The sequence below is a fragment of the Leptolyngbya sp. AN02str genome (genome assembly GCF_050565595.1).
Taxonomy (GTDB): Bacteria; Cyanobacteriota; Cyanobacteriia; order Elainellales; family Elainellaceae; genus Kaiparowitsia.
Genome location: NZ_JBNXVR010000004.1, coordinates 122145 through 142095, shown reverse-complemented (window position 1 = coordinate 142095; position 19951 = coordinate 122145). Strand labels below are relative to the sequence as shown.

The following is a 19951-nucleotide window of genomic DNA, read 5'->3' as shown; positions in this document are numbered from 1 at the left end:
GGCAGGACGACATGAATCAAAAAACAATTGAAACGATTTATCCGGCGTCCCCTGCCCAACAAGGGATGCTATTTGCCACCCTCAGCGCGCCAGAGTCGGGCTATCACATTGAACAATTGGTGTGTCTGCTGCGCGGCCAGCTGGATGTTGCTGCCTTTGAGCAGGCGTGGCAGCGAGTGATCGATCGCCATGCCATTCTGCGAACGGTGTTTGTTTGGAAAGATCAGGATGCTCCGTTGCAGGTGGTGTTGCGGCAGGTAAATATCCCGTTGGAGCGGCAGGATTGGCGATCGCTCTCCGCCACCGAGCAAACCGAAAAGCTAGCCCATGTGCTGCACCACCAGCGGATTCAGGGGTTTTCTCTCTCCACGGCACCGTTGATGCGCCTTACCCTGATTCAACTTCGCCCCGATCTGTATCGCCTGATCTGGAGTCATCACCATATTTTGTTGGATGGATGGTCGCAGCCGTTGCTGTTCCAGGAAGTGTTGACTTTGTATCAGCATTACCGCACAACCCCGTTGCCCCAGTTGTCCTCGCATCCATCGCTGGTGTTGCCTCCATCACGTCCCTATCGGGACTATATTCTCTGGCTCCAGCAGCAGGACTTGGCTCAGGCAAAAGCCTTTTGGCAGCAGCGCCTTCAAGGATGGACTCAGCCAACGGCTCTTGGAAGGACGATCGCTCCTGCTACCGATGCGCTCCCGGTGCCATCCCATCGAGAGCAGTCGGGTACGCTTTCGGCAGCGGCAACGCAAACCCTGCAAACGCTGGCTCGACAGCACCACCTCACCCTCAACACCGTCATCCAGGGAATTTGGGCGTTGCTGCTTAGCCACTATAGCCAAACCGACGATGTTGTCTTTGGCATTACGGTCTCGGGTCGTCCACCCATGCTGCCGGGCAGTGAGTCCATGCTGGGGCTGCTGATTAATACCATTCCGCTGCGAGTTCGCGTTGATGCATCGGCCATGCTGCTGCCCTGGCTGCAAACGATTCGGGCTGAAACCGTTGAATTACAGCAATACGAAAATATTTCGACCGGACAAATTCACCAGTGGAGTGAGATGCCTGGATCGCTGCCGCTGTACGACAGTCTGTTGGTGTTTGAGAATTATCCCAACCTGTCTGCGGCGGATCTGGCAGATCTAGAGATTCAGATTGAACAAACGCAAGGAGCACAAACGGGCTATCCACTGACGCTTTTGGTGAAACCCGACGCCACCCTGCACATTGTGAGCATTTACGAAGCCTCCCGGCTGGATGACACTAGCGTGGGCTGGATGGTGAGTCATGTGCTGCATCTGCTGGAGCACATTGCAGCCAATCCAGAACAATCGCTGTCGGCGCTTAAACAACAGCTTCCCGCCTATGAAATGCCCCAAATGCGGGTGCAACCCCAGCGGCGATCGCCCTCTTCGACTTCCCCGACTTCCCCGTTGCCTCCCACCACAGCCGTGGAAAAAACGCTGGCCGAGATCTGGCAGTCGCTTTTGGGGGTTGATGCTATTGGCCTACAGGATCATTTCTTTGAATTGGGAGGGCACTCCCTGCTGGCAACTCAGCTGATATCGCGGTTACGCACCCATTTTCAGGTTGAGCTACCGCTGCGCTGCTTGTTTGAGCATCCCACCCTGGCCGGACTCGCCGCCCAATTAGAATCGGTGCTGCGTTCGGCATTGCCCAAGGGCAGTCCGGCGCTGGAACCCATTCAACCCATGTCGCAAAACCGCGATCGCCCCTTTCCCCTATCCTTTGCCCAAGAGCGGCTTTGGTTTGTGGAACAGTTGCACCCAGGCAACACGGCCTACAATGAGCCTGCAGCTTTGCAAATTGACGGCATTTTAGATCTAGAGGTGTTCCGGCGCTGTCTGGCAGAGGTGATCCAGCGGCATGAGATCTTGCGCACCACGTTTCCGGTGATTCAAGGTCAACCCATGCAGCAGATTGCACCCTCGCTAGAGGTGCCACTCTCGGTCATTGATGTGCCAAAGCTGGCGGAACATTCGTCGGCCAATGTTCAACCCTGGATAGACGAGTGGATACACACTGAAGCCCAGCGTCCGTTTGACCTGATGCATGGGCCACTGTGGTGGGTCACGGTGCTGCGCCTAGGCGATCGCCAACAGATGATTGTTTTCACCCTGCACCATATCATTTCCGATGGGTGGTCAAAGGGGGTGTTGGTGCATGAACTGGCAACGCTGTATCGCGCCTTTGCCGCAGGGCAACCCTCTCCTCTGGCTCCTTTGCCGATTCAGTATGCCGACTTTGCCGCTTGGCAGCGCCAGTGGCTCACCGCTGACACGCTCGACCAGCAGCTGATGTATTGGCGGCGGCAACTGGGCGGAACCTTGCCCGTCTTAACCTTGCCAACCGATTTTCCACACCCAGAGCAACCCACGTTTGCCGGGGCGATCGCCCCATTTCGCCTCTCTTCAGCGCTTACCCAGGCGCTCCACGACCTCAGCCACCGCAGCGAAACAACCCTGTTCATGACCCTTTTGGCCGCTTTTCAGGTGTTGCTGTATCGCGATACAGGGCAGCTTGACCTGATCGTGGGAACTGATGTTGCAAACCGAAATCGGGCTGAGGTGGAAGGCTTAATTGGCTTTTTTGTGAATCTGCTGGTGCTGCGAACCGATCTTTCTGGCAACCCCAGTTTTAAGACGCTGCTCAGCCGAGTTCGAGATGTTACGCTAGCCGCCTACGACCATCAGGATGTGCCCTTTGCCCAATTAGTGGAACTACTCCAACCCGATCGGCGTCGAGGAACCCCATTCTTTCAAGTGTTGTTTGTGCTGCAAAATGCGCCAGCGCCAGCCATAACGCTGCCTGACCTAACCCTCACCCCATTGCCTATCCACACCCAAACGGCAAAATTTGACTTGGCTCTGTTCTGGCAGGAAACACCGGAGGGATTGGTGGCCCACTGGAATTACCGCACCGACTTGTTCACTGCTACCACCATTGCCCGCATGGCACAGCAGTTTGAAGCGTTGCTTCAGCACATCCTGGCTAGCCCTGATAGCGCGATTGATGCTTTGCCCATGCCAACCATGACGCAGCCCTTGCGCCCAACCCAGTTGAAATCAGTTTTGGCTCAATCGTTAAAACAGCAATCGGAACAGAATTTAGAACAAGATCTAGAACAAGATTTAGAGCGATCGCTAGAACAAGAATTAGGACAGAAATCGGCACATCAATCTGAATGTTGCTTAGAACAAAATCTGGGGATTGAATCAGAGTGCTACTCGGAATTTGATGCAGAACAAGATTCTGAACGCAAATTGGAACAAAATTCAGGACAATATTCAAAACAAAAGTCAGAGCAGCAGCTAGAGCAAAAATCAGAACAAAAGTCAGAGCATTCGTTAAAACATCCATTGAAGCAACGATCCGAATTTTCCCCTTCAGCTTTATCTTCTATGCAGCAATCCCATCCTCGGAAGCGATCATTTCAAAAGATTGCGCCCAAAGCCATTCAGCTTCCACAGACTCCCGTCGTTCAATCCAGCTTTTTCTCAAACCACGTGCCGTTGCCGCTGGTGTTGCAACCCAACTTCACAGGTCTAGATTCAGGAGTGGATTGCAGCATTGATCTGGCTGATTGGGTGAGTAGCCATCGAGACCAGATCGAAGGTGACCTGCTGCGCTACGGGGCGATTTTGTTTCGCGGGTTTGGCTTGCGGGCGATCGCCGACTTTGAGCGAGTTGCCCAGGCCTTATGCCCACAGCTCTTTGGTGAATATGGAGACTTGCCGCGTGTGGAGATCGGTGGCAAGGTGTATGGCTCCACTCCCTATCCAGCCGATCAGGCCATTCTCTTTCACAATGAGAGTTCTCACCTCAACCTGTATCCGCTCAAAATTTGGTTTTACTGTGTGCAGGCGGCTCAGCAGGGAGGCGAAACGCCCATTGTGGACTGTCGTCAGGTGTATCAGCACCTTCGCCCCCAAACCCGCGAACGGTTTGCCGAAAAACAGCTCATGTATGTTCGCCAGTACATCAAAGGATTGGATGTATGCTGGCAGGACTTTTTCCATACCTCTGATCCGGCAGTGGTTGAAGCCTATTGCCGTCGATCTGGGATGGAGTTTGAGTGGCTGGATCACGATGGGTTAAGAACGCGGCAAATTCGTCCGGCGATCGCACAGCATCCCAACACCCACGATTGGGTGTTCTTCAATCAAATTCAGCTGCACCATCCTTCCTTTTTGGATCGTTCCACTCAGGATTCGTTGGCGTCGCTACTGGGGGAAGGGAACTTTCCCCGCCAGGTTTATTACGGCGATGGTTCGGCAATTGAGCCGGAAGTTTTGGCAGAAATTCAAACGGTGTATCAGCAGCTTGAAGTGTGCTTTACCTGGCAGGCCGGAGACGTGCTGATGCTGGATAACATGCTGACTGCCCATGGCCGCAAACCTTATGGGGGTGCTCGTCGAATTGTGGTGGCACTGGGCGACATGGTGACGGGCGACCCGGTTATAGGCGACCCGGTTATAGACGACCCAGTTATGGGCGATCCGGCTACAGGCGATCCGGTCACAGCGGCTCAGCAACTCCGTTAAGGCAAGCGTATTCAGACAAGCGCATTGAGGCGATCGCACCTGAACACACGCTGCGAACTGGGGCAATGGCGATCGCCTCCAACAGGTTGATGTAAGGCCGCGATCGCACGCGACACAAACGCACCCATCAAGAACATGTAGGAGGGATATTTTTCGTGATAACTGGATTCAAACTGTCACCGCAGCAGCGGCACCTGTGGTCACTCCACCCCGACTCAGGAGCCTATGTAGCGCAGTCGGTAATTTCCCTGCGGGGAGATGTGGACGAAGCACGATTACGAGCGGCGCTCGAAGGGGCGATCGCCCGCCATGACATTCTCCGCACGACCTTTGTGCGTCCGGCTGGCATGATGCCTCTGCAAGTGGTTGAGGCAAGGGAGGAAGCGCAGAGCTACTGGCAACCCCTGGACTGGAGTTTGGGGGGTGAGTCGGAGCAAACCCAGAAAACCCAGCTTGAGGCTCTGCTACAGGCCGAGCGATCGCACCGATACCATCTTGACCAAGCCCCACTGGTGCGGGCGGTTTGGGTGCGGTGTTCGACTCAGCGGCATTGGCTTGTGTTAACGCTGCCATCGCTCTGTGCCGACGCCCAAACGCTCAATGCTTTGTTTGATGAGCTGATCCATCTTTATGCTGGGCAAGCGGCAGACGTGTCTTCCGTGGAGGTGCAGTATGCCGAATATGCCGAATGGCAAAACCAGGTGCAGCAAGCCGACCCTCAGGCCGAGTATGAGGTGAGAGTGGGGCAGAACTTTTGGCGGCAGCAGCCTGTACCGCCGCCCCTCACACCGCCCCTCCGAAACCGCACAGCAGTTCCAGAGCGGTTTTGGCCGAGCTGCCATTCGGTGCACCTCTCAGAGGCGGCGATCGCCCAGGTACAGGAACAGTCTCGGCGCTGGGAGGTCTCTCCGGCGGTGTTTCTGCTGAGCTGCTGGCAGGTGTTGCTGTGGCGACATGCCGCGCAGGCACAAATGGCGATCGCGGTGGCCTGTGACGGGCGACAGTATGCCGAGCTAGAAGCGGCGTTGGGGCCATTTGTTCGCTATTTGCCGCTGCACACTGAGCTACAGAACGACACCTGTTTTCACCAACTATTGCGCCATACCCAGGAGGCATGGCAAGGGCTGACGGAATGGCAGGACTACTTTCCGGAACGGGGCACCCATGCGCCTTGTCCTGCGATCGCCTTTGACTGGGTGGAGTGGGCCGCAGAGCGCACTGTAGATGGCTTGACGTTTGCTGTGGAGCACCAGCGGGTGTATGGCGATCGCACCGAATTGCGGCTGACGGGGGTGAGTCAGGCCGAACGGTTGCACCTGGAACTGCACTACGAAGCGGAGCTGTTTTCTCCAGAGGCGATCGCCTGTGTTGCCCGTCAACTGCAAACGCTGATCCACAGCGCCACGGCTGACCCAACCGTGGCGATCGCTCGGTTAAACCTACTCGCAAACGAGGAACGGCTGCATCTGCTGCAAGGCTGGCCGAGGGCATCTATTAGTTCGACCTTTACGGCTGACCAAACGCCCGCCCCCGATTCGAGCGAGTGCATTCACCACTGGTTTGAACGGCAGGTCGGCTGCACCCCGCAGCACATGGCCCTGGTTTATGAAGATCAACAGGTAACCTATCGGGAACTGAATCATCGGGCCAACCAGCTTGCCCATTATTTGCAGCAGGCCGGTGCCCAGCCCGATCGCCCGATCGCCATATATCTGGAGCGCTCTCTGGATGTGATGGTGGCGATGCTGGCTGTGCTCAAGGCTGGAAGCGCTTACCTGCCGCTTGATATAAGCTTGCCTTCAGCAGGGGTACAGGCTCGCTTGCTGGATGCTCAGGCGGAGATTGTGCTGACTCACGCGGGTCTGCTGCCATCCTTTTCCCCGGAGGTGGCCCAGGTCGTTTGTCTGGATCGCGATTGGGGAGCGATCGCTCAACATAGCACCGAAAACCCTGCCAGTTCGGCCACTCCAGCCCATCTGGCTTACCTGCTCTACACCTCGGGTTCCACCGGACAGCCCAAGGCGGTTGCCGTCGAACATCGGCAGCTACTCCACTATGTGCACAGTGTGGTTGAACGGCTGGATCTGCCTGCGATCGCCAGCTATGCCACCGTGTCCACCCTGGCGGCCGACCTGGGCAACACCATGATTTTTCCCTGCCTGTGTCGGGGTGGAACGCTGCACCTGATTGCGGCTGAGCGGGTTGCCGATGCCCAAGCTTTTGCCGCCTATTGTGTTCAGCATCCCATCGACTGCCTCAAGATTGTGCCATCGCACCTGCAAGCGTTGCTGACTAGTTCTAACTCGGCGGCGATTGTGCCGCGTCAGCGCTTGATTTTGGGCGGGGAGGTTTGCCGCTGGACGCTGATTGAGCAAATTCAGACAATTCTGGCTGCCCAGTCATCGTCCTGTCGCATCTTCAACCACTACGGCCCCACGGAAACGACCGTTGGCGTGCTGACATATCCCGTTGAGCTGGGGCAGACCGAGCGATCGCCAGCCGCCTCGGTGCCATTGGGATGGGCGATCGCCCACACTCAGGTCTACCTGCTGGATGAACACCTTGACCCGGTGCCCATGGGCGTACCGGGGGCGCTGTACGTGGGCGGGCGGGGAGTGTCTCGCGGTTACTATGGGCGTCCGGGCTTGACGGCTAGCCGATTTTTGCCCAATCCATTTGCAACGACGGTGGATGCCGCTGGGCGACTCTACCAAACTGGCGACCTGGCGCGATACCTGCCGGATGGTTCGCTTGAGTTTTTGGGACGGCTGGATCAGCAAATTAAGCTGCGCGGGTTTCGGGTTGAGCTGGGCGAAATCGAGGCGCAGTTGTTGCACCATCCCCAAATTAAAGAAGCCGCTGTGGTGGCTCACGCCGACTCTGCCGACCAGCCGCTGTTAGTGGCGTATGTGGTGACCCATGCGGTGTCTGGAGCGCCAGCGATCGCCCCGTCTGATCTGCGGCAATTTCTCCAAACGCGGCTGCCCGTTTACCTGATTCCAACGACGTTTGTCTGCTTAAAGGCGCTGCCTCTCACCCGCAATGGCAAAGTCAATCGTGCGGCCCTGCCCCCGCCGGAAACGGTGAGCCTCAATGCACAGGCCGTTGCGCCTCGCACCCCCACCGAAGCCGCGATCGCCGCCATTTGGGCAGAGGTGTTGGGGCGGGAAACCGTCGGCATTCATCAAGATTTCTTTGCGCTGGGCGGCCATTCTCTGCTGGCAACGCAGGTGCTTTCTCGTCTGCGCGATCAGTTTGAGGTGGAACTGCCGCTGCGCCAACTGTTTGAGGCGCAAACGGTGGCAGAGCTGGCCGCTGTGGTGGAAGCCGCGCTGCTGGCAGACATTGCAGCGCTCACCGAGGCAGAAGCAGAACGGCAAATGGCTCAAGCAAGCGAGGTACAGCTATGAACTATCCCGTCGATCGCAGCATGCAATCCTCTCAGCTTTCTCCTGCAAAACGCGCTTTGCTAGAGCAGCGGCTGCGCGGCAAGGCCGAGGCTCACCGTCCCCGCATTCCCCGGCGGCATGCTCAATCTGCGCCCTTGTCCTTTACTCAGCAGCGGCTCTGGTTTTTGCATCAGCTTGAGCCAGATAGCCCGGTGTACCACATTCCAACAGCGCTGCGGCTACAGGGGCGGCTGCAGGTGGGGGCATTGCAGCACAGTTTGCAGGCGATCGCCCAGCGCCACGAAATGTTGCGCACTCGGTTTCGCGTGGTCGATGGCCAGCCGGTGCAAATGGTGGTTGAGGCTCAGTCGCTCCCCGTGCTGATGATTGACGTGCAGCACCTCCCCCCGGCACAGCAGGAGATGGAGGTTCAACGGCTGGCGATCGCCGAAGCCCAGCGTCCGTTTGACCTGGAGCAAGGCCCACTAGTGCGTTGCACCCTCATTCAGCTGGCGAAAACGGATTATGTGGGACTGCTCACGCTGCACCACATCATTTCCGATGGGTGGTCTACCGGAGTGCTCATCCGCGAATTAGTCGCTCTCTACCAAGCGGCCCAAGGGCAATCCTTACCCCTGCCAGACTTGCCGATTCAGTATGCCGATTTTGCCGTTTGGCAGCGGCAGTCGCTTCAGGGAGAAGCCTTAGACCGCCTGCTTCACTATTGGCGACAGCAGCTTGGCGGGGAGTTGCCCGTGCTGAATTTGGCTGGGTGCGCTGCTCCTAAGACGGGTTCCGCAACCCACCGCCCCGCTCAGGGAGACATTCAAACCTGGACATTGCCCCGCCAGCTCACGACCGATCTCAAACACTTGAGCCAGCAAACGGGGGTCACGCTGTTTATGCTGCTGCTGGCGGCCTTCAAAACACTGCTGTATCGCTACACCGGGCAAACTGACATTTTGGTGGGGTCGCCGATTGCCAACCGCAACCACACCGAGCTGGAAGGGCTAATTGGCGCGTTTGTGAATACGCTTGTCTTTCGTACCGACCTTGCTCACAATCCTCCGTTTCGAGATCTGTTGCAGCGGGTGCGGGAGGTCACCCTCGCGGGCTATGCCCACCAGGCGCTGCCGTTTGAAAAATTGGTGGATGACCTCCAGCCCACCCGAACGCTCAACCAAAATCCCCTGTTTCAAACCTGGTTTTCCTTGGGCAATGCGCCCATGCCCCGACTGGAATTGCCAGACCTGGTGATTACTCCCCTCGAAGCTCAGACGCGTACGGCGAAATTTGATTTGAGTCTGGATATGACCGAGCAGTCTGGTTCGCTGATGGGCCGTGTGGAATATCGCACGGATCTATTTGATGCCGCGGCGATCGCCCGTCTTCGAGGCCATTTTGAGCAGTTGCTTACCGAAATTGTGGCGAATCCCGATCGGCGATTGGCCGATTTTTCCCTGCTGACTCCAGCTGAGCAGCAGCAGTTGATTGGGTGGAACCAAACGCAGGTTGAGTTTGACGCACCGGACTGTTTTCCTCAATGGTTTGAGGCGCAGGTTGGCAGCACACCCGATGCGATCGCCGTTGTGTATGAAGGGCAGCATCTGACCTATCGCGAACTCAATCTCAAAGCGAATCAGTTGGCCCATGGCTTGCAAGCATTGGGGGTTACCCCCGAGGTGCGGGTTGGCTTGGGGTTAGACCGATCCCTAGAGCTGGCGATCGCCATCCTGGCCGTGTTGAAAGCGGGCGGAGCCTATGTTCCGCTCGATCCAAGCTATCCAGCAGAGCGGCTGTCTTTCATGCTGCAGGATGCGCAACCCGCTGTCTTGCTGACCCAACAGGCCCTGAGCGATCGCTTTTCTACCCTTAGCCCCTCCGCGTTTTGCCTGTGCCTCGATCGGGACTGGCACACGGTAGCCCAGCAGCCCACCACCAATCCCGTTTGCCCGATTGCTCCTGCTCATGTGGCCTACATAATCTACACTTCTGGCTCTACCGGGCAACCCAAAGGAGCCATGAATACCCACCAGGGATTGTGCAACCGTTTGCGGTGGATGCAGCAGACCTATGCCCTGACTGCGGGCGATCGCGTCCTGCAAAAAACTCCCTTCAGCTTTGATGTGTCCGTATGGGAACTGCTCTGGCCGCTGGTGGTGGGTGCCCAGTTAGTCATGGCGCGGCCTGGGGGACATCAAGACAGCCACTACCTGGCCGAAACCATTGCCCGTCAGCACATTACCACGCTGCATTTTGTGCCGTCGATGCTGTCCGTATTTCTCGAAGAGCCGGATTTAGACTGCCGCAGCCTCAAGCGCGTGTTCTGTAGTGGCGAGGCGCTACCCGTTGCCTTGCAGCAGCGCTATTTTGAGCGGTTTGATGTACCGCTGTATAACTTGTATGGCCCCACCGAAGCCGCTATCGATGTCACGGCGTGGGTCTGTCAGCCCCGGTGCCCCGGTGCCACCGTGCCCATTGGACGGGCGATCGCCAATACCCAGATTCATCTGCTAGATGCCGCTGGACGAGCCGTACCCATTGGTGTACCGGGGGAATTGCACATTGGCGGTGTCCAGGTTGGGCGGGGCTATTGGAATCGGCCCAAGCTCACGGCGGAACGATTTGTGCCCGATCCCTTTAGTGCGCAGCCCGGTGCCCGCCTTTACAAAACCGGCGATTTGGCTCGCTACTTACCCGATGGCCAGGTGGAATTTTTGGGACGGATCGACCACCAAGTGAAGCTGCGCGGCTTTCGGATTGAGTTAGGTGAAATTGAGGCTGCTCTGCACCATCACCCTGATGTGCAAGCCGCCGCTGTGGTGGTGCGGGAGCCGCAGGGGCATCGGCAATTAGTGGCCTATGTCGTTCCCAAAAAATCGATGCGGCTGGAGCTACCAGCTCTACGGCAGCACCTGCGGGACTCGCTGCCCGACTATATGGTGCCTGCAAGTTGGGTAGAGCTGGATGCGTTGCCCCTCATGCCCAATGGCAAAATCAATCGTCGGGCACTGCCAGAGCCAGAGCCTCAGTTGCGATCGCCAATCCAGGGGTACGTGGCTCCCCGATCGCCCCTAGAAGCGCAACTGGCCGACATTTGGCAGCAAGTCCTGCACCTGGAGCAGGTAGGAATTCACGACAATTTCTTTGAACTGGGGGGCGACTCCATTCTCAGTATTCAAATTGTGGCGCGATCGCACCAGGCGGGCGTGCAGTTCACGCCCAAGCACCTGTTTGAGCATCAAACCATTGCAGAGCTAGCGGCGATCGCTCAGCCCGTTACGCCCATGCAGACTGAGCAAGGAGCGGTGAGCGGTCTGGTGCCGCTTACCCCCATTCAGCAGCGGTTTGTTGCGCAACCCTTCCCCCATCCAGATCACTACAACCAATCGCTGTTGCTGGCCGTGTCGCAACGGCTCGATCCGCACTGGCTCGCGCAAGCGGTGCAGCATTTACTGCGTCATCACGATGCCCTGCGGCTACGGCTGACCTGGGTAGATGGCCAGTGGCAGCAGGTCAATCTGGCGGCTGAAGCCATGACCCCATTCCTCCCAATCGATCTGTCCGATCTTCCACCCGACCGCCAAACCCAGGCAATAGAAGCGGCGACTGCTGCCCTGCAAACCAGCCTGAATCTGGCTCAGGGGCCACTGCTGCGCGTTGCTTGGTTTGACCTGGGGGTGGATCAACCCGGTCGTTTGTTCCTGGTGATTCATCACATGGCGGTGGATGGCGTGTCGTGGCGAATTTTGCTGGAAGATTTGCAGACGGCCTACCGCCAACTTAGCCAGGGGCAAGCCCTTCAGCTTCCGCCCAAAACGACGGCCTTTCAGCAGTGGGCACAGCAGCAGCGCTGGACAACTGAGGCGGAGCAGCAGCAGGCATTGTTGGACTGGCTCCCGCATTTGCCACAGGCGATCGCTCCGTTGCCCACCCAGGCAAACGACGCTGACCTGACCGCGCTCAACACCGAAGCTCATGCGCGCGTGTGTTCTGTCACCCTGAGCCGGGACGAAACTGCCGCGCTACTGCGCCAGGTTCCCCAGGCGTATCGAACGCAGATCAACGACATCCTGCTAGCGGCTGTGGGTAAAACCCTGGCCCAATGGACCCAAAGCCCCACGGTGTTGATTGATGTAGAAGGCCATGGCCGCGAGACGGATCAGGCGGCGATCGCCCTTTCTCGCACGGTGGGCTGGTTTACGAGCGTGTTTCCAGTCTGCTTGAGCTTTGAGGTACGGCACTCACCAGGAGAAACCCTCAAGGCCATCAAAGAGCAGCTCCGTCATATTCCTCAACAAGGCGTGAGCTATGGACGGTTGTGCTACCTGGGGGATGAGTCGGTTCAGGAACAATTGCGATCGCGTCCTCAGGCTCAGGTGAGCTTCAACTATTTGGGCCAGCTGGATCAATCCCTGGCAGATGGGCTGTTTCAGCTCGCTCCAGAGTCCAGCGGCCCTGAGAAAAGTGCCCACAACCCTCGGTTTTATCTCCTAGATGTGAGCGGCTTTGTGCTGGAAGGGCGGCTTCAGCTTCATTGGGTGTACAGTGAGCAGCTGCACGAGCCCCATCGCATTGAGCAACTGGCTCACGATTGTGTGACCGAGTTGCGATCGCTGATTCACCATTGCCTGTTGCCCGATGCCGGTGGCTATACGCCGTCAGATTTTCCCCTATCCCACCTGCATCAATCCCAGCTTGATTGGCTGTGGCAGCGCGATCGCCAGATTGAAGACCTCTATCCTCTTTCTCCGGTGCAGCAGGGCATTTTGTTTCATACGCTCTATGCTCCCGGTGGCGAACTGTATGTGACCCAGCTTGCCTGCACGCTACGGGGGGCGCTCCATGAGTCGGCGCTGCAACGCACTTGGCAGCACCTGATCGAGCGGCATCCCATTTTTCGCACCGCCTTTCTGTGGGAGTTGGATCAGCCGTTACAATGCGTCCGGCAGCGGGCATCGCTCCCCTGGCAAAGTCTGGATTGGCGATCGCTCCCTTCCGCCGCACAGCAGACTCAACTCAACGCCTGGTTACAGCGCGATCGCGCCAGCGGGTTGCATCTGCAGGAAGCGCCTGTGATGCGGCTAACGCTGATTCGTCTGGCCGATCAGGTCTATGAATTTGTTTGGACTTCCCACCACCTGTTGCTCGATGGCTGGTCATTGCCGCTGGTCTTCAACGAGCTTTTCACCACCTACGCAGCGTTCAGTCGTGGGCAGCTCCCCAGTTCGCCTTCCACTCGCCCCTATCGGGATTACATTACCTGGCTACAAACCCAGGATCTCACTGCTGCAGAAGCCTTTTGGCGACAGCAATTTCAAGGGTTTCAGTCTCGGGTTCAGTTCAGGTCTGCAACCTCGCGGTTCAGCCACGATTCCGCCCCATCGGCTCAGGGTTATGCGATCCAAACGCAACCCCTGTCTTATCAGGCCACCGAAACCCTGCAAACCTTTGCACAGCGTCATCGGCTCACGTTAAACACGCTGGTACAGGGTGCTTGGGCCCTCATGGTTAGCCGCATCAGCCAATCTACCGATGTTGTGTTTGGAGTGACCAGTGCTGGCCGACCCATCGATTTAACGGGGGCTGACTCGATGATTGGCCTGTTCATCAACACGCTGCCTGCCCGCGTGCAGATAGACCCTCAAATGCCGCTGCTGTCCTGGTTGCAGCACATCCAAACCCAACAATTGGAGGCTCGGCGCTATGAGTACACGCCGCTGCGCTCCATTCAGCGTTGGCTCAATCAACCGGCAGATACGCCTTTATTCGAGAGTTTGGTGGTGTTTGAAAATTATCCCGTTGATGCGGCGGCTCAACGGTTACCTGTGGATTTGGAGATTCTCAATGTTCGCTCTGTGGTGAACAACAGCTATCCGCTGACACTGAGAGTGCTACCCGGCGAGGAGTTGAAATTACAAATGATGTATGACGGTCATCGCTTTCAATCTTCTGCGATCGCTCAATGGCTAGAGCAACTGGCCATGCTACTTCAGCAGATTGCAACACCCTCCCAGCCCGATCTGTCCCTCAACCATCTGGTCATGGCCATTCCTGAGGGGACTGCTCCAGCGTCGGTGTCGGTGCCGCCTTCCCTCAAGGGACGCCGCCGCAAGCTGGTGAGTGTATCGGCAGATGAGTTAGTGCAAATTACCTCTCTGCAGCCCAATGGTTCCTTACCGGCTTTGATTCAGCCTACGGGGCAAACCTTGGGGTTAACCGCCTGGGCCAAGAGCCATCGGGCATTGATTGAGTCGTTGCTTGAGCAGCGGGGCGGCATCCTGTTTCGCGGATTTCAAATTCAGGGTGCCGCAGACTTTGGGGAGTTTATGCAGGCGATCGCCCAGGAACTCATGTCTTACACCTACCGCTCTACCCCACGCACCCAGGTTCAGGGACAGGTGTACACCTCAACGGAGTACCCTCCCAACCGCACCATTCCGCTGCACAACGAAATGGCCTATGCCAGTCAGTATCCTGCCAAGATTGCCTTTTACTGCGTGCAGCCTGCTCAGCAAGGTGGAGAGACGCCCATTGCCGATAGTCGCCGCGTTTTTGCCGGAATTGACCCCGCAATTCGAGCCCGGTTTCAGCAACAGGGCGTGCTGTATGTGCGCAACTATGGCGGTGGGTTAGATTTGCCCTGGCAAAATGTGTTTCAAACTGAGCAGCGCTCGGTTGTGGAAGCCTATTGCCGCAGTGCCAACATTGACGTTGAGTGGTGGGGAAACGATCAGCTCCAAACTCGGCAAGTGTGTCCGGCGATCGCCACTCATCCCCGCACGGGCGAATTGGTTTGGTTTAACCAGGCGCACCTGTTTCATGTGTCTAGCCTAGATCCGACGGTGCAGCAAAGTTTGCTGGCAGAGTTATCCTCTCGTCTGCCGCGCCATGCCTATTACGGCGATGGATCGGAGATTGAAGACCATGTTCTAGCCAAAATCCGCCAAGTTTATGCCCAGGAAACCATCACCTTCTCCTGGCAAGCCGGAGATGTCCTGCTGCTTGACAATCTGTTGGCGGCTCATGGTCGCCGTCCGTTTGTGGGTTCCCGCACGGTGCTCGCGGGAATGGCAGACCCCATCACAAGCCAACTTTTACAAGCCAACCTTCACAATCAAAGGTGACAAGCGTATGCAACTGGATGCGATCGCAGGCTATCGCCTATCTCCACAACAACACCATTTCTGGTCATGGCAACAGGCCTATGCCGGGTTGCCGTCATGGGCGCAGTGTGCGCTGCTGTGGGAAGGGGAGCTTCAGCCTCACGCTTTGAGAGCGGCCATTCGCCAAACTATTTTGCGCCATGAAATTCTGCGCACTCGATTTCAGGGTTTACCTGGAATGGTGCCGCTCCAGGTGATTCAAGACGAGATTGACGATCCCGATTCGCTGTTTACGCTGCAATTCAATCTGGGTCAACCGGACTCTGCAGCTGAGATTCACTCTGAAATGCAGGCTGACATCAACACAAAGGTTCACGCTGGGATTCAGGCTGATGTTCAACAGAACATCCACGCTGAGATTCCAACCGGAATTCATGCTGAGATTCCAGCTGAAATTCCAACCGAGATTCCAACCGGAATTCACGCTGAGCTGCACGCCGAGATTCAAGCGATCTTTCAAGCCTGGAACCAAACCCCTCCAAGGGTGGATTCCCTGCCTGTGTTGCATGTTGCGGTTGTGTTGCGATCGCCCCAGCGATATCTAATTTTGCTGCGGCTTCCCAGCCTTTGTGCAGATGCCACCACATTTCAACGGTTGATCCATGAAATGGGTCAGGTCTATGCCGCAATGGTGAGTGGTGAGTTCCCAGACCGATGGGTGCATGACGTTGAAGCGTTAGCGGATCAAACTGGGGATGACCCAGCGCCCATGCAATATGCGGATGTGGCCGATTGGTTGAATGAACTGTTGGAAACCCAGGCGGAAAATGCTGACCCAGACCGTTGGCCCACCCTCGATCGCACAAACGAAATTCCATTTCTTCCGTTTGAGCACCAGATTCCTCAGCCTCAGGCGTTTCACCCAACCTGTTTGACGGGGGCGCTGCCTGCCCCTGTTGTGTTGCAGTTGGAATCGCTGGCTGAGCGGCAGCATGTTTCCCTCCAGAGTTTGCTGCTAGCCAGTTGGCAGGTGGTGCTGTGGCAACTCACCGAAGCAACCGATCGAATGCTGCATGTTACCCACAGCGGTCGTCAGCAGGCTGAATTGGCAACTGCCTTGGGTTTGCTAGCCAGAGCGCTTCCGGTGCAGATGCGCTTGGATACTACGCAATCTGTTTGCCAATTGCTGCAGCAGGTTGAGCAAACCCTGCACGATATGACGGAACGGCAGGATGTTGTTATTGGAAGCCAAACCGTTGCCCCGATCGCCTTTGAGTTTGAAGCATGGGAACCGCTGTCGATCGCACAGGCTCATCTATCGCTGATTCAGCACGCCATTTACCCGGAACCTTTTCGGCTGCGGTTAACGTGCATCCGTCAGGCAACGGGTCTGCAAACGGCGCTTCATTATGATGTCAGTCGGTTTTCAGCAGAGGCGATCGCTCAAATTGCTGCTTATTTTGAACGGGTGGTCACGGCGGTTGTTACGCATCCAGAGATGCCGCTGAATGCGCTCAACTGGTGGAATGAGGGCGATCGCCAGCAGCCATGGATAGAAGACCATCAGCCGATTCAACCTTTGCCGTTTTCCTGCATTCACCACTGGGTGGAAGCGCAGGTTGCCCAATCGCCCGACCGCATTGCAGCCATGGGTGAGCACGAAACCTTAACCTATGCCGAACTCAATGCACGGGCCAATCAACTGGCGCATTTTCTGCGGCAACGCGGCATTCAGCCCGACGATCGCGTGGTCTTGTATGGCGATCGCACTCTCACCCTGCTCGTTGGCTTGCTGGGCATCTTAAAAGCGGGTGGAGCCTATGTGCCCATTGAGCCGGGTTTACCCACCGCAAGCATCGCAGCACGGTTACAGGTGGTACAGCCCAAGGCCATCCTGACGCACCATCACCTAGCGCAAACCTTGCCGTTGCCAGCCCCATCGCCCCAAGCTGCCTCACCTCAAGCTGCCTCATCCCAAGCTGCATCGCCCCAATCTCCGGTGACCATTTATCTGGATGCCGATTGGTCGCAGATTGCCGAGTGCTCTGCCGAAAATTTGGCGATCGCTGCATACCCTGAACAGTTGGCCTATGTCCTGTTTACCTCTGGCTCTACCGGACAGCCAAAAGGCGTTGCTGTAGAACACCGCCAGTTAGTGAGCTATGTGCAGAGTCTGTTGCCCAAGCTGGCAGCACCCGAAGGCAGTCACTTTGCGCTAGTGTCTACCCTGGCAGCCGATTTGGGGCACACCATGCTGTTTCCCAGTTGGTGTACGGGGGGATGTTTGCACCTGATGAACACCGCCCAAACGCTCGATCCAGAAGCCCTGATGGATTATGTGCGGCAACATCCGGTGGACTATCTCAAAATTGTGCCGTCTCACCTCAAAGTTCTCTTAGCGGCGGCTCAGTCGTCCACAATGTTGCCGCGACGGCAGCTCATTTTGGGCGGGGAAACCTGTCACTGGGAGTTGGTTGAGCAGATTCGTCAGCTCGCTCCAGATTGCGTCATTTTGAATCACTATGGCCCTACCGAAACAACGGTTGGGGTATTAACTCACTGGGTGGGCACGCGGGAATCTGCGCCCGATTCCGGTACTGTTCCGTTGGGGATGCCGTTAAACCATACGCAACTTTATCTGTTGGATGGCCACCTTCGGCCTGTACCGTTGGGCGTACCAGGAGACGTGTATGTGGGTGGACAAGCCGTTAGCCGGGGGTATTTTAACCGTCCTGATTTAACGGCGATCGCCTTTATGCCCGATCCATTTACGCCCCATGCAGGGTCACGCATGTATCGAACAGGAGACATTGCCCGTCGTCGATTAGATGGCACGCTGGAATTTTTGGGACGACGGGACCACCAAGTAAAAGTTCGAGGATTTCGGATCGAATTGGGCGAAATTGAAACAACTCTCAGGCTCCATCCTCAAATTCAGGATGCGGTTGTTTTGATTCATGCTCGTGAGTCTGGACATGCGCAACTGGTCGCCGATGTGGTTCCCTGCGAATTGCCTGGCCCAGCCCCTGGGGAACTGCGCGATTTTCTACATACCTATCTGCCAGAACCCATGATTCCTGCGGCGTTCATTCCTTTTCGCCGCTTTCCGCTAACCGCCAATGGCAAGGTCGATCGACAAGCCCTGTTGCACGTAGGGTTGGACTCGACTCTTTCTGTTTCGGCCACGGCATTTGTGGCTCCAGAGTCTGCAACTGAAGTGGCGATCGCCCAGCTTTGGAGCAATGTGTTAGGGGTTGCCCAGGTGGGACGGTATGATAACTTTTTTGAGCTGGGTGGAGATTCCATTCTGTGTATCCAAATTGTGGCTAGAGCGGCGCAAGCTGGGCTACGATTTACCCCCAAACACTTGTTTGAAAACCCAACCGTTGGGGCGCTTGCTGCGGTTGTAAATACCGCTCCTGTTATCATTGCTGAGCAAGGAACGATTACGGGAACGGTTCCACTTACCCCCATTCAGCACTGGTTTTTTAATCAATCCATTCCCCATCCACACCATTGGAACCAATCTCTGTTGCTGTGCAGTCAGCAATCCATTCACGTTGGTCTCCTAGAAGCATCTTTACAGCATCTATTGGCCCATCACGATGCTTTGCGATCGCGCTTTCAGGTTGAGCAGGGAACGTGGCGCCAGTGGCAGACCGATGTGAAGGCAGAGGTGCCGCTTGCGCTGGTGGATCTGTCGGCGGTGCCTGAATGTGCTCAAGCGAGGGCTGTACAAACTGCAACCCATGCATTGCAGCAGAGCTTGAACCTGACCGAGGGGCCACTCTTTCGAGTGGTGCTGTTTGACCTGGGATGCGATCGCCCCCAGCGCCTTTTGTTCATTAGCCACCACCTGATTGTGGATGGAGTATCTTGGCGAATTCTTCTTTCTGACTTGCAGCAAGTTTATCAGCAACTCCAGCAACAACAGCCCGTTCAGCTTCCCGCCAAAACAACATCCTTCAAAACCTGGGCAGAGCGACTGCACCACCATGCTCAATCTCTAGAACTGGAGCAGGAGTTGCAGGCATGGCTGACTCGGTTACAGGAGCCAATTCCTGCCCTTCCGGTTGACGGGATACCGGGACAAGATATACCGGGACAAAATACCATTGCCCAAATGGAGGTCGTCACCAGCTTACTGCCCATTCCCGACACACACGCCTTGCTGCACGAGGTGCCTGCCGCCTACCAAACCCAAATCAACGACATTCTATTGACGGCCTTGGTTCAGGTTATGGCTGAGTGGACGGGGTCATCCGTGGTGCAGGTCGACTTAGAAGGACATGGCCGAGAAGAATTATTTGAGGAGATTGATATTTCTCGCACGGTGGGCTGGTTTACAACTCTGTTTCCCGTGCGATTGCACCTCCCCTCTCACCAGCCCGAAGCCGCCATTAAGTCCATCAAAGAACAGCTCCGGCAAGTTCCTAATCAGGGTATTTCCTACGGTCTGTTGCGTTGGTTAAGCCCGTCGCAAACGACGATTCAAATGCAGCAGCTTCCCCCATCTCAAGTTCGGTTCAACTATCTTGGGCAAACCGAGCAAGGCATTGTGGAAACCCCGTTATTTTCCTCAGACACGACGATGGCCGAAACTGCCGATATGGGACGAGATCCCTCCAGCCAGCGGGCCTATGTGTTGGATATTAACAGCCTGATTACCCAGGAACAGTTGACGGTGCAATGGCGCTACAGCACGGCAATTCATCGACGTGAAACGATCGAGGCACTGGCTCAACAGTATCTTGTGGCGCTGCGATCGCTGATTCAACATTGCCAATCGGGTTGCGCTGTCGGGTTTACGCCTTCCGATTTTCCAGATGCGCAGTTAGACCAGGACGATCTAGATCAACTCCTCTCTCAACTGATGTGAGTGCGC

5 protein-coding genes are annotated in these 19951 nt (G+C 56.5%); 4 read left to right on the top strand and 1 reads right to left on the bottom strand.

The features are described 5' to 3' along the window. The first annotated feature begins 11 nt into the window (after nt 1-11). Nucleotides 12-4571, top strand: a complete 4560-nt coding sequence (locus ACQ4M4_RS04745; protein WP_430683317.1) for a condensation domain-containing protein — start codon at nt 12-14, stop codon at nt 4569-4571. On the opposite strand, the gene ACQ4M4_RS04740 is transcribed toward ACQ4M4_RS04745, so the two are convergent. Then, the gene (locus tag ACQ4M4_RS04740) at nt 4546-4695 is read right to left on the bottom strand and encodes a hypothetical protein (protein ID WP_430683316.1); all 150 of its coding nucleotides are present in this window, start codon (nt 4693-4695) and stop codon (nt 4546-4548) included. The genes ACQ4M4_RS04745 and ACQ4M4_RS04740 overlap by 26 nt on opposite strands. A gap of 31 nt (nt 4696-4726) precedes the next feature. On the opposite strand from ACQ4M4_RS04740, the gene ACQ4M4_RS04735 reads away from it, so the two are divergent. From ACQ4M4_RS04735 to ACQ4M4_RS04725, 3 genes are read left to right on the top strand one after another with little or no spacing between them, the layout of a single operon-like run. Next, entirely contained in the window at nt 4727-7981 is a 3255-nt protein-coding gene (locus ACQ4M4_RS04735) for a non-ribosomal peptide synthetase (protein ID WP_430683315.1), read from the top strand. Continuing rightward, complete coding sequence (locus tag ACQ4M4_RS04730) at nt 7978-15087, top strand: amino acid adenylation domain-containing protein (protein ID WP_430683314.1); 7110 nt, start codon at nt 7978-7980, stop codon at nt 15085-15087. Before ACQ4M4_RS04735 ends, ACQ4M4_RS04730 begins: the two co-directional genes overlap by 4 nt. Then, the gene (locus ACQ4M4_RS04725) at nt 14987-19945 is read left to right on the top strand and encodes an amino acid adenylation domain-containing protein (RefSeq protein WP_430683313.1); all 4959 of its coding nucleotides are present in this window, start codon (nt 14987-14989) and stop codon (nt 19943-19945) included. The genes ACQ4M4_RS04730 and ACQ4M4_RS04725 overlap by 101 nt, the downstream gene beginning before the upstream one ends. Nucleotides 19946-19951: the final 6 nt, after the last annotated feature.